This window comes from Bauldia sp. (assembly GCF_965232525.1).
Lineage (GTDB): Bacteria > Pseudomonadota > Alphaproteobacteria > Rhizobiales > Kaistiaceae > Bauldia.
Genome location: NZ_OZ246980.1, coordinates 474,675 through 487,040, shown reverse-complemented (window position 1 = coordinate 487,040; position 12,366 = coordinate 474,675). Strand labels below are relative to the sequence as shown.

Annotated in this window: 11 protein-coding genes; 4 read left to right on the top strand and 7 right to left on the bottom strand. The window is 67.0% G+C overall.

The features are described 5' to 3' along the window. The first annotated feature begins 4 nt into the window (after positions 1 to 4). Positions 5 to 877, top strand: a complete 873-nt coding sequence (locus ACO076_RS02240) for an NlpC/P60 family protein (RefSeq protein WP_421725112.1) — start codon at positions 5 to 7, stop codon at positions 875 to 877. Positions 878 to 886: 9 nt separating this feature from the next. On the opposite strand, the gene ACO076_RS02235 is transcribed toward ACO076_RS02240, so the two are convergent. The 4 genes from ACO076_RS02235 to ACO076_RS02220 all read right to left on the bottom strand — a co-directional run bounded on the left by ACO076_RS02235 (position 887) and on the right by ACO076_RS02220 (position 4,031). Next, the gene (locus ACO076_RS02235; protein ID WP_421725111.1) at positions 887 to 1,330 is read right to left on the bottom strand and encodes a nuclear transport factor 2 family protein; all 444 of its coding nucleotides are present in this window, start codon (positions 1,328 to 1,330) and stop codon (positions 887 to 889) included. 42 nt (positions 1,331 to 1,372) lie between these two features. Beyond that, positions 1,373 to 2,005, bottom strand: coding sequence for a ParA family partition ATPase (gene parA / locus ACO076_RS02230; RefSeq protein WP_421725110.1), 633 nt, complete (start codon positions 2,003 to 2,005; stop codon positions 1,373 to 1,375). Positions 2,006 to 2,116: 111 nt separating this feature from the next. Next, complete coding sequence (locus tag ACO076_RS02225) at positions 2,117 to 2,548, bottom strand: nuclear transport factor 2 family protein (RefSeq protein ID WP_421725109.1); 432 nt, start codon at positions 2,546 to 2,548, stop codon at positions 2,117 to 2,119. A gap of 85 nt (positions 2,549 to 2,633) precedes the next feature. Beyond that, positions 2,634 to 4,031 (bottom strand): metallophosphoesterase, encoded by a 1,398-nt coding sequence (locus ACO076_RS02220; RefSeq protein ID WP_421725108.1) that lies wholly within the window; start codon positions 4,029 to 4,031, stop codon positions 2,634 to 2,636. 148 nt (positions 4,032 to 4,179) lie between these two features. On the opposite strand from ACO076_RS02220, the gene ACO076_RS02215 reads away from it, so the two are divergent. Continuing rightward, a complete protein-coding gene (locus ACO076_RS02215) occupies positions 4,180 to 4,749 on the top strand; it encodes a LemA family protein (RefSeq protein WP_421725107.1) in 570 nt (189 codons plus the stop codon). Beyond that, positions 4,746 to 6,704: a DUF2207 domain-containing protein gene (locus ACO076_RS02210; protein WP_421725106.1), complete on the top strand. Its 1,959-nt coding sequence runs from the start codon at positions 4,746 to 4,748 to the stop codon at positions 6,702 to 6,704. The genes ACO076_RS02215 and ACO076_RS02210 overlap by 4 nt, the downstream gene beginning before the upstream one ends. A 4-nt stretch (positions 6,705 to 6,708) precedes the next feature. On the opposite strand, the gene ACO076_RS02205 is transcribed toward ACO076_RS02210, so the two are convergent. From ACO076_RS02205 to ACO076_RS02195, 3 genes are read right to left on the bottom strand one after another with little or no spacing between them, the layout of a single operon-like run. After that, positions 6,709 to 8,082, bottom strand: coding sequence for an MFS transporter (locus tag ACO076_RS02205; protein ID WP_421725105.1), 1,374 nt, complete (start codon positions 8,080 to 8,082; stop codon positions 6,709 to 6,711). Between the two features lie 13 nt (positions 8,083 to 8,095). Then, positions 8,096 to 9,028, bottom strand: coding sequence for a polyphosphate kinase 2 family protein (locus ACO076_RS02200; RefSeq protein WP_421725104.1), 933 nt, complete (start codon positions 9,026 to 9,028; stop codon positions 8,096 to 8,098). Continuing rightward, positions 9,025 to 10,434, bottom strand: coding sequence for a mannose-1-phosphate guanylyltransferase (locus ACO076_RS02195; protein ID WP_421725103.1), 1,410 nt, complete (start codon positions 10,432 to 10,434; stop codon positions 9,025 to 9,027). Before ACO076_RS02195 ends, ACO076_RS02200 begins: the two co-directional genes overlap by 4 nt. 98 nt (positions 10,435 to 10,532) lie before the next feature. Between ACO076_RS02195 and ACO076_RS02190 the strand changes: the two genes are divergently transcribed. After that, on the top strand, positions 10,533 to 12,362 hold the full coding sequence (locus ACO076_RS02190) for a protein kinase domain-containing protein (RefSeq protein WP_421725102.1): 1,830 nt from the start codon (positions 10,533 to 10,535) through the stop codon (positions 12,360 to 12,362). Positions 12,363 to 12,366: the final 4 nt, after the last annotated feature.

The window sequence follows — 12,366 nt, the reverse complement described above, 5'->3', positions numbered from 1 at the left end:
CGCGATGACGGCCACGCCCCTCGACCCGCGTCTCCATGCCGTCCGGCCCGATCTGGCCGACGCGGCGCTGGCGGGGCGTGTGACGGCCGCCCGTTTCGTCGACGGGGCACCGCGCCGGGTCGGCGCGTCATCGACGCCGCTGCGCAAGGCGCCGGGCCGAACCTCGGGTTGGGACAGCGAGTTGCTCCGCGGCGAGGTGGTCCGCGTGTTCGACCAGACAGACGACTGGGCCTGGGTCCAGAGTGAGACGGATCGCTATGTCGGCTACTGTGAGGCCGCCGCGCTGGTCGGGTTCGAACCGCCGCCAACCCACCAGGTCCAGGTCCTGCGCACGTTCGTCTATCCCGAGCCGGACATGAAGCGCCCGGCCACCGGCTGGCTGTCGCTTGGCGGCCGCCTCGCCCTGGAGGACACCGTGGTCGAAACCCGCGGCACCCGGTTCCGCCGCCTTGCCGACGGATCCGGCGCTGTGGTGGCCGATCATGTCGCCGATCTCGGCGCTCTGCCGGTGGCGGATTTCGTCGCCACGGCCCTGCGGTTTCTCGAAACGCCATACCTTTGGGGCGGGCGGACCAGTCTCGGCCTCGATTGCTCGGCGCTGGTGCAACTGTCCTTGATGACCGCCGGCATCGCCGCCCCGCGTGACACCGACCTACAGGAAGACGCGTTGGGGAAGCCGGTCGATGGAGGACCCGAAGCCGACCTCAAGCGCGGCGACCTGGTGTTCTGGCGCGGCCACATAGCGATCATGGTCGACGAGCAGACGATGGTTCACGCCAGCGGCCATCACATGCGCGTGGTGGTCGAGCCGCTGACCGAAGCGATTGGCCGGATCGCCGCTTCAGCAGGACCGCCCACCTCGGTCCGCCGCCTCTGATCGCACGGGCTACTCTGCCGGGATCGGCGTTTCCTGATAGAGCCGTTGCAGCCAGGTTCCGTCTTGCTGCACCCAGATTTCGGACACGAACACCTTTGGCGGCAGCGGCTCGCCATCGAAGGTGCCGACATAGGTGTTTTCGTAGGTCACCAGCGCAACGGTCGGTGCCAGCAGCGAAACCTTCGATGGCGTGAACTCCGCCTCGTCGACATTGAACTTGAGCACCGCCTCCAACTCTGTCGGGGTATCGAGGGGACCGCCATAATAGGTGGTCGCGGCGACATGGTCTGGCGTCATCATCGTCTTGATCTTGTCGACGTTCTGGGCGGCGAAAGCGGCGTTGAGTTCATCTCGGATAGCATCGAATTCAGTAAGGTCTGGGTCGTCTGCAACCGCCGGTGCCGACACGATGATCGCGGCCACAAGGGCAACGCACGGCTTCCACATCTGCATTGATCTTCTCCTCTTTCAAGACGACCGCGGCCGGTTGCTCGATCAGGCCTTGCGGACTTCCTTGGCGAGTTCGCCGACTTCTTCGGCCGCCAGCCCGCGCGGCTCCGTTTCGAGCACTGTACTACCGTGCCCCATGCTTGCCGGAAATGCGACTCGGTTGCCGATCTGCGCCGCGGCAACCCGATGACCGAGTTCGCGGGCGGCCGCCGCCATCTCGGCGCTGAGCAGCGCCCGACGCACGACCCGGTTCATCACCAGCAGCGCCTCGCCGCGTTCCTTGGCAACCATTGCCAGCGTGGGGTCGGTCGCCCAGAGGTCCACCGGGGTCGGCTGGATCGGCACGATCACCAGGTCGGCGATCTCGATCGCCGGCCGCATTTCGGTATCCGATTTCGGCGGCGTGTCGATGACCACGATGTCGTGGTGGCGGGCGAGTTGCCGGGCTTCGCGCCGCGCCCCCCAACCGCTCGCTGTGCGGAACGTCAAATCGATCCCGTCATCGCCAAGCCGGTCCTCGCGGCGCTCGAACCATTCGCCGAGGCTGCCCTGCGGATCGACATCGACCACTGCCACCGACTTGTCCCCTCGGGCAAACGCCACCGCCAGGTGGGCGGCGACAGTGGTCTTACCCGAGCCGCCTTTCTGCTGGGCGAGGGTGATGATCCTGCCTGACATGGCATCGGCCTCTCATCGCCGGTGGTCTACCGGAAGGTTGGGTACGCGAGCAGGGTGCAGCAAGTATCTTGCCAGAAGAAGACAGCGGCGAGCCGCTGGCCGGTTCCCCGTTCAGTCTTCGATCGGTGCGAAGTTCCCGGAAGCGACCACCTGCCAGGCATCCGGGGTGATCCGGAAGACGATGAGCTGGGGCGAGTCGCTGACCGCCTTCTTGCCGTCGAGCAGCTCCTCGACCTCCAAGCGCATCCGGGTCACCACGATATCGCCGTTACGGGTCGCTACCAGGTCCTTGAAGGCCGGCTTGGTTTCGAATTTCGGGATCGATTGGGCGAGATATTGCTCGCGGTCGTAGGCCGCGCCATAGGACCGCACGATCTGGAACTCCGGCGCGAGCAGCGGCGCGACCTGGTCCGGATCGCCGGTCATCAGGGCGTCGAACACGCGATTGATGGCGGCGAGCGCCTCGGCCTCCAGGGCTTTGTCCGCCAAGGCGGTCGTCGGCAGGGCGGCAATCGTGATCAGTACAAGAAGAAATCGTCGCATCGTGTATTCGTCGTCCTTCGTTCGGGAAGCCGACCGTACTTTGGCGATCGGCCGTCGTCGCCGCAATGACCTCTGTTGCGGGCGGTCAGTTTTTCGGATCGCCGCAATAGCAGTCTGTAAAGGTTTCCTTGGTCAGCCATCCCATCGCGCAGCGATAGGCGGCGAGGTCGCCCACGGCGAGCGGCTCGTGACCATCGTTGTAGTTGCGAAGGTAAACGTCGCGCACATGCCCCGGCTCGTCCAACCCATTCCACAGCGCCGCGACCGATTGAGTCGAATACGGCCCCAATCCGTAGGCGGCAGAGAATACGTACTCCTCGCGCCATGTACCGGGATTGGACGTCGTGACATCCGGGAGATCGGTCAGGTGGTAGGTGGTGTAGTCGGTTGGGACGCCGGTCGCCGGATCGTACGTGAACACCTGGAAGCCGGGGTTCTGCCCGAAAATCGGGCTGATCGCCGGAGAGATCTTGTCAGCGGCAATTTCGTGGCCATCGGCGTCGACTACCACGCGGAAATCGTCCGTGTGGATGTGGCCGGAGAAGCTAACGTCGATGATGTCGGCGTACTCGGCAACCAGCGCCAGCAGTTGGGCGCTGAATGAGGCGCGCAGGTGGGGAATGACTTTCGCCGGACAGGTTTCCGCCTTCGAATGCTCGGTCGAGTAGGAATCCATCCCCAACGGGATGTGATGCACGATCCACACCCGTTCCCCGGCCGCTTTCCGTACCGCCAGCGTTTTCGATAGCCAGTCCATCTGTACCTGTCCGGCGGCGTCGCCATCGGCGCCGCACCGATTGGCGTATTTCGGCGACCACAGGATGTCGTTGATGACGATGATGACCGTGTTCGCCACGGTCGGGTGCCGGGCGGTGTAGTAGCCGCCGGCGTCGTAGGTCTGGTCGAAGTCGGCAGCCAGCCGATCCGCGCCGGCGAACCTGCGGACCATGTCGCGGGTGGCCGACAGAAAGGCGCCGCCCGGCTCGATTTCATAATCGCCGCAATTGGAGTCGGTGTTGCCGAGGGCAAACAGGATCGGCTTGTCCGGCATAGCCTTGGCCAGCGCGTCCGCGACGAACAAGGCCGTCTTCTCGGCAAGGATGGGATGGATCGTGTCCGCGTCGTTGCCAAAGATCTTGGCCACGTCCTCCGGGAAACCGTGGGAGAGGAAATCGCCCGGCATGATGACGAAATCGACATCGGCGGTGGTCTTGGCGATGGCGCCGAGGGCGGAGGCGAACAGCGCGTAGTTGGTGTCGCTGCCCCATTGCGCGGCCTTCTGGTCATCCAGGGCCGCGAAGTGCGCGGCCCAGTCGCTCGGGTCCGCATCCACGAGGGTCTTGGCGATGTCCGGCGGATCGAACGGGTCGAAATGGATGTCGGTGACGATCGCGAATGTCCCCGTGGATTCCGCTGTCGCCGGTAGCGCTGCGAGCAGAAGCGCGAGAGCCGCCGCCGCGCCGTATCTGAGGTTGGATCTCATGGGTCGTTGCCTCGGCCGCGTCTCGCGTTTCGGTAGTGTCATGTTGCGCTCCTTTCCAGTAAACCACGAGTCGGCGACAACCGACACGGTGGTTTCCTAGGGGAGGGGCGCAAGGGATGGCGCAGGCACCCGCGCACCCAACGAGCCGATGACGTTCTGGGCGTTCCTCGCTCTGATCGCGGTCGTGATCGGGGTCGGCATCGTGCTCTACAACCGGCTCGTTCGGGTCCGGCAGCTCGCCGACGAGGGATGGAGCGGCATCGACGTGCAGCTCAAGCGCCGGGCCGACCTGATCCCCAACCTGGTCACCACGGTGAAGGGCTACGCCGCCCACGAGAACCAGCTGCTTGAGCAGGTCACCGCGCTGCGCGCCAAGGCAACCATGCTGCCGGAGGGTGACGTCGCCGGCCGTGGCAAGGTCGAGACCCGCCTGTCGGTGGCGATCGGCCGGTTGATGGCGCTTGCCGAGAACTATCCCGACCTCAAGGCGAGCGAAAACTTCCTCGAACTGCAGAAGGCGCTGGCCGCGGTGGAAAACGACATCCAGATGGCGCGGCGCTACTACAACGGCGCCGCCCGCAATCTGAACGTCCAGATCGAATCCTTCCCGAGCAACCTGGTCGCCGGTCTGTTCGGCTTCCGCGAGCGCGACTTCTTCGAGATCGGCGCCGCCGACCGCGCGGTGCCCGACGTCGATTTCGACCGGTCGGCGTCATGAGGTGGCTCGCGTCCCTTGCGGTCCTCGTCGCCGCTTGGTCGGCCACCGCGGCCGCCGAGGAGCGCATCGTCAGCTTCGACGCGGACGTCGTGGTCCGGGCGGACGGTGTCCTCGATGTCACCGAGACAATCGAAGTCGTCGCCGAGGGCGACCAGATCAGGCGCGGCATCTTCCGCGACTTCCCGCTCACCTTCGAGGACGAATCCGGCGCGATCCGGCGGGTCAGCTTCACGATCGAGGGGATCAGCCGCGACGGCGCCGAGGAGCCCTACCACACCGCCTCCAACGCAGACGGCATCCGCATCTATATCGGTCATGAGGACGTGCTCCTCGATCCGGGCACTTACACCTACACCATTCGCTACGAGACCGGCCGGCAGATTCGTTTCCGCGAGGCCGAGACCGAGCTGTTCTGGAACGTCACCGGCAACGACTGGGCGTTTCCGATCGATACCGTGACCGCGCGGTTCACCTTACCGGACGACCGGCCACCGGTCCGCTGGACCGCCTTCACCGGCGGCTTTGGCGAGCGTGGCGACGCCTATACCGGCGCGGTCGAGGCGGATGGCACCCTGACGGTACGCACCACCGCCCCGCTTGCGCCGGGCGAGGGGCTGTCGGTGGCGGCGGAGATCCCGCAAGGCCTCGTCGCTGCGCCAGAGGGCATGCAGGCCTTCAGCTACTGGTTTCTCGACAACCGCCGTTTCGTCCTCGGCGGGCTCGGCTTCCTCGGCGTCCTCGCCTTCTATGTGCTCGTCTGGCGGTCGGTCGGCCGCGATCCGCCGCAGGGCACGATCATTCCGCTGTTCCACCCGCCCGAAGGCATCTCCCCGGCGCTCGCCGGTTATGTCCGCGACTATGGCTGGAGCGGCGGCTGGCGCGAATTCACCGCCGCGGCCCTGTCGCTGGCGGTGAGGGGGCTGATCGTCTTCGACGAATCGGGTGAGGACATCGTGCTGTCGCGCACGGAAGCCGCACGGCCTGACAAGCGGCTGCCGCCGGGCGAAAACGCGATCCTGGACTGGATTGACCGACGCGATGGCCGCATCACCATCAACAAGGCGAACGGCAGGAGCGTCGCGTCCGCCTTCCGCAAGTTCAAGAGCGCGGTGGAAAACGAGAACCGCGATCGCTTCTTCAAGCGCAATCGCGGCTACTTCGTCCTCGGGCTCGTACTGACCGCTTTGGTGATCGTCGCCGTTCTGGTGTTCGGCGGTGTGCCCGAGGAGGAGATCGGCCTGCTGATCGCGGCCGCGATGATCGGCGTCTTCCTTGGCGTTTTCATCATCCCGCTGGTGCGGGGGCTGATGAAGGCGCGCACGGTCGGCTCGACCGTCGCCATCGGCTTCAATCTGGTCGTTCTGGCGATCATCGCGATCGGCTTCGTGTCGGCCGCCGGTGGCATCGCCTCCGCTTTCCCGTCGGGCTACGGATCGAAGGTGCTCTGGGCGCTCGCCGCCAACGGTTTTCCGCTGGCGCTGGTCGCCGGCTTCGCGGCGCTCAACGCCGCGTTCTACTACCTGCTCCGGGCGCCGACCGCCGCCGGTCGGGTGGTGATGGACCAGATCGCCGGCCTGGAGATGTATATCCGCACGGCGGAGTCGAACCGTATGAACCTCGCCGGTGCGCCCGATCTCGACCAGACCCAGTTCGAACGGCTGTTGCCTTACGCGGTGGCGCTCGGCGCCGAAGAGCCGTGGACGGAAGCCTTCGCGACCGCCTTCGCCCACGCCCATCCGGGCGAGACGGTCGAGGGTTCATACCGGCCCGCCTGGCGTGGCGGGCATGGTTGGGGCGGCCGGTCGATCGCCGGCGCGATCGCCTCGACCGTGTCGTCGGCGCAATCGTCATTCGCCAGTTCGCTACCGCGGCCGAAATCGTCGTCGTCCGGATTCTCCGGCGGCGGTGGTGGATCCGGCGGTGGTGGCGGCGGTGGAGGGGGTGGCGGCTGGTAGCCGCTCAGGCCGGGACAGGCGCGCGCGGGGCCGACCGCTCGATCGTCAGCCAGCCGACGATGAGGATGATCAGGTTGAGCCCGGCCGTACTCCAGAACACGGCGTCGAAGCCCCCGGTCGTCGCAAACAGCGTGCTGCACACCGCCATCCCCAGGGTGCCGCCGAGCAACTGAGCGCTCATGACGATGCCGCCGGCCTGGCCCTGCTTGGCCGGCGGAACGGCGCCCATCACCGCGCGCTGCGGCGGCACGAACAGAAACGCGGTGGTCAGTCCCCAGAGCAGGACCCCGGGGAACAGCCAGATGTAGCTGCTGCCGGCATCGACCCCGAGGGAGAAGATAACGAAGCCGAGCACCGTACCGGCGAGCGCCAGCAGCGTCGGCCAGCGGGCGCCGAAGCGATCCGCTGCCATGCCGGCGAGCGGCGCGGTGATCACCTGCGGCGCGACCGCCGGCAGCAGTGCCAGCCCGGCGTGGATCGGGTCCATGCCGAGCACGTCCTGAAAGTACATGGCCGTGAAGATGAACACCGCCATCTTGCTGTACTGAGCGGCGAAGATCGCAAGATTGCAGCCGGTAAAGGTCGGGTTGGCGAACAGCTCGACATCGATGAGCGGCGCCCGCTTTCGCAATTCGAAAACGGTGAAGACGACCATGATGACGATGCCGGCGATCAGCAGAGCCAGAATCGCCGGGTTAGTCCAGCCCCACTCGGGCGCCTGCATGATCGAGAAGACGATCGCGGACAGTCCGCCGACCAGAAGACCCGCCCCCACCCCATCGACGCGACCGCCGCTCACCGCCCCGGCCGGATCGCGCCAGCGGACGAGCACGATGGCGGCGATGATCACCACGATCGGCGGATTGATCCAGAAGATCCAGCGCCACGACGCGACCTCGGTGAGCAGCCCGCCGACGAACGGCCCGAGGGCGAGGAAGGTCGTGCCGACCGCCCCGTAGATACCGAGCGCCATACCGTGTTGCGATGGTGGAAACGCCAGGGTCACCATGGCGAGCGACGAGGGAAAGATGATTGCCGCGCCGAGACCCTGGATCCCCCGCGTCACCACCAGCCATGCGCCGCTCTCGGCGAAGCCCGAGGCGAGCGATGCCAGGCCGAAAATCGCCAGGCCGACGACCATCAGGATCTTGTGGCCGACGATGTCGCCGAACTTGCCGGCCGCCGCCGCGACGCCGGCGAGCACCAGCAGGTAGATGTTGACCACCCAGTGCGACATCAGTTCCGACGTCGCGAGATCGGTCTGGATGGTCGGCAGAGCAACGCCGAGAACCGTCTCGTCGAGCAGGATGACCCCGAGGATCAAGCCCATCGCCGCCAGAATCCACCAGCGGCTCGTCACGGACATCGCGTCGGCCATCGGTTCGGGTCCGCTACTCTGACCGTCCGGCCGTGCTTTCGATCAGGGACTTGTACGACTCGAACAACACCGCCGCTTCCTGCTCCACTTTGCCGTCGATCGGCGCCGGCCGAAGATCGACGCCCTTCGACAACGTGTCGGTGATGATCTTCAGCGCCCGGACACGCGCGTACTTCTTGTCGTTGGCGGGAATGACGTGCCAGGGCGCCCGCTTGGTCGAGGTTCGCGCCAGCATGTCGTTGGTGGCGGCTTCGTAGGCGTCCCATTTCTTGCGGTTGCGAAAGTCCTCGTAGGAGAGCTTCCACCGTTTCATTGGATTGCGCAGGCGCGCCTCGAACCGGCGGAGCTGCTCGTCCGGGGTGATGTGGAGGAACAGCTTGATGACACGCATGCTGTCGTCGGTGAGCAGCCGCTCGAAATCGTTGATCTCGTCATAGGCCCGGCCCCATTCGGCCTTGGTGGCGAACCCCTCGACCCGCTCGACCAGAACGCGTCCGTACCACGAGCGATCGAACACCGAGATCGCCCCCTTGGGGGGCAGCCGCTCCCAGAACCGCAGGAGATAGTGTCGTTCCTGATGGTAGTGGCGGGGCGCCGCGATCGGCCAGACCTTGAACCCGCGCGGATCGAGAACCGCCGACATCAGGCGGATCGTGCCGCCCTTGCCGGCGGCGTCCCAGCCCTCGAAGACGATGACCGCTTCGTTACCGGAAAACAGATAGGCCTGCTGGACCTGCCGCATCTTGGTCTGGAGCTTCTCCAGGTCGCGCTGGTACTTCTCCGGATCGAGCCGCTTCGACATGTCGAGCCCGGCGAGTTGTCCGGCGCCGTTCGAAGCCCCCTTCCCATTTGCGGCGCGCTTGCCGTTCAGCTTCGACTTGCCGTTGGCGGCGCTCTTCCCTCGTGCCCTGCTGCCTTTGCCGGCGTGCTTCGATGCTTTGCTCATGCTCTCCCTCGCCCGGTCGTCGCTGGTGTGGCGGTGTCGGCCAGCGTCACGATATCAGCTTCGTCGCGATTGTCGCGCTGCATGATGACAATGACTGTTGCGGTCGCTGCGCCGGGATTGCGGACCTCGACCCTCGAACCGCGCAGCACGGTGAGGGATTGCCCCTGGGGGAGTGGGCGGAAGTTGCGTTTGATTGCCAGCTCAACATTGCCTTTGACTGCGGCCCAATGGGCAGTGTGCCCGGACGCCGGGCGTTCAAGTCGTCCCTGCGGCGCGATCCGCAGTCGCATCACCCGGTAACTCGGGCCGTCTACGATCGTCTCGACCGCCGGCTCCACGGCATTGGCCTCCGTCTCGGCGACCGCCTCGGCGAGGGCGCGGACCTCGCCGGCTCGGGCCCGCGGCGCGACGAGAACAGAACCATTGGCTGCGACGACAGCGATCTCCGACAAGCCGATCGCGCCGATCTTGGGTCCGTCGGTGGTCACCAGGCTTTCGCGCACGTCGATCAGGGCTGTCGCCCCATCGGTGACGTTTCCGGCCGGATCGCGATCGGAGGCCTCCCAGATCGACTGCCACGTTCCGACGTCGGCCCAGTCGAAGTGCGCGGCGACGACGGCGGTTTTCTCGGTTTTCTCGAGAACGGCATGGTCGAAGGCGATCGGTTCCGCGGTCACGAACGGCTCGTGCGCCAACAGGATCGCGTCGCCCCAGCGCTCGGCTGCCGCGACGGCGGCGCTGGCGGCCTTTGCGGTCACTGGCGCGAACCGGTTGATCTCGGCGAGCGCGGTGTCGGCACGCATGAAGAAATTGCCGCTGTTCCAAAGGCAGCCTTCGGCGAGCAACGCCTTGGCCCGATCAAGCGGTGGCTTCTCGACAAACGCGGCGACGGTTGAAACCGCGTCCGAACCGTCGAGCGGTCCGCCGGGGCGGATATAGCCATAGCCGGTGTGGGGACCGTCCGGGGCGATGCCGAACACGACGATCCGGCCTGCTTCCGCTGCCGGCTGGGCGGCGTTGACCGCGTCGTGGAAGCCGGCATCGTTTCCGATCAGATGATCCGCGGCCAGAAAGAGGAGCAGGACGTCGGGCTCCTGTTCCGCGGCAACCGTCGCCGCGGCGGCGATGGCCGCGGTCGTGCTCATCGCCTCGGGCTCGAGAACGAGGGTGGCGCCCATCCCTGCGGCGGCCATCTCCCTGTCGATCAGTGGCCGGTGCTCGGTTCTCGCCACAACCATCGGCGCGGCGAAGAGGGCTGGGTCGGAGACTCGCGCGAGCGTCGCCGCGAAAGTCGATCGACCGTGAAAGAGCGGCAGGAACGGCTTCGGCACGCCGACGCTTGATGCCGGCCACAGGCGCGTTCCCGCGCCGCCCGACAGCAGCACCGGCGTTATCTTCGCGGTCAAGAGCCTTGTCCCACCTCCCGCGCCCGACACCGGCGACTTATCGGCGAATGGGGTTTATCAAGGGCTTGGCGTGACACGCAACCGGTGCGACGGGAGAGATGGCGGACACCGACCTGGAAACGCTGACGGCGACGGAGGCGGGCATCGCTGCGCTGAAAGACCCCGGGGCGCTCCTGTCGACCCTCGACACGATCGCCCATCTGGAAGCGGGGGAGGACGACCGCTCCGTCCGTTACGGACTGGCGCGGGGCGTGGTACTCAATCGCCTCGGCTTGCCAGGTGCGGCCCTTGCCGCCCTGCAGGCCGCCCGACGTCTCGCTGACCGCATCGGGTCGGCAGAGCGCCTCGCCGCCGTCTCCCGAGAAATCGCCCGGGTGCATGCATGGCGCGGCGAGACCGCGCCGGCAGCGCTGGAACTTTTTCGGTCGGTGATCGCCGCCGATGGCGATGCGACGGAGACGGCTGCGGCGGTCGCCGACTTCGGCCGCCTCAACCTCGAGACTGGCCGCTACGAGTCGGCATTGGCGGCATGTGAGGTCGCGTTGGCGCGTGCCGATGTGCTGAGCGATCGGGATCGCGCCCGGCTGCCGGTCAACCGTTGCGAGGCGCTCGCCGCACTAGGCCGCCATGATACATGCCTTGCGGCCGTGGAGGCGGCGATCGCTGACGTTCCCGCCCGGTTCCGACGCGATCATTTCGTCCTGCGCCTGGTCCAGTCCCGCTGCCTCGCGGCGCTGGGTCGACCCGAGGAAGCCGCTATCGCTGTAACAGCTGCCGACGCGTTTCTCACCGACGATCCCCAGTCCTATGAGCGGGCCGAACGGGATCTGGCGGTCGGCTTTCTCCTGCGGGACTCCGATCCGGAACAGGCGGCGATCCTGGTCGACGGCGCCCTCGACCGCTTCGTCGACGACGATCTTCCCCGCCATGAGTTCGACGCGCGCATCCTACTCGCCGAACTGCTTGTCCGCCTCGACCGCCGGCCGGAGGCCGAAGCCTGCATCGTCGAGGCGCTGCGCCGGGCCGAGGGGCGTCAGCTCCCGGCGATGGCCGACCGGGTCCGGGCTGCGGCGGTCGGCCTGTGGCGGCCCGATCGGATCGCGGAGCTGTCGCCGGAGGATCAGGTCGGCGCCACCGGCGGCAGCGGCCGATTCCTGGTGCTGGAATCGCTCGGCTCCGGCGGCTTCGGCGCGGTGCAGCGGGCGATCGACCTCGACACCGGCGAGGAGGTGGCGATCAAGCGCCTGCGGGCGAGCCTGGAAGACGACCCGGAAGCGGCCGGTGTCGCGATGGCGACGGTCCGCAACGAAGCTGCGTCGGCGGCGCGGCTGCCCAACCGCTTCGTCGCCCGCACCCGCTACGTCCACATGGGTGCCGACGGTACCGTCACCCTGGTCCAGGACTATATAGCCGGCCCGACCCTGCGCGAGAGCCTGAGGGACGGGACCCTCGACCGCGCCCGCCGTTTCCGCATCGCGGCCGGTCTGACCCGTACCGTCGCAGCGCTCCATAAACACGGGCTCGCCCACCGCGATCTCAAACCCGGTAATGTGATTCTCCGCGGCGGCGCCCAACCCGTCCTGATCGATCTCGGTCTGGCGCGGCTGAAGGGCCAGGCCGATGCGGTAGCCGGCCTGGGGACAGAATCCTATGCACCGCCGGAGCAGTTGCGCGGCGATGCTACCGATCCGCGCTGGTTCGGACGGGAGGATGTCTTCGCCCTCGGCCGGATCATCGCCGAACTCACCGCCGATGACGACAGCGACTCCGGCGGCGGCTGGCTCGGCCGTCTCGGCCGCCGGCGGTCCGGCGGATCGGACGATACGCTCGCCGGCATGATCGCCGTCATGACCGACCCGGATGTCACGCGACGCGCGGTAGACCTCGATGCCGTCGCCGACGCCCTCGACGCCGCGGCACGGGCCTGACCCT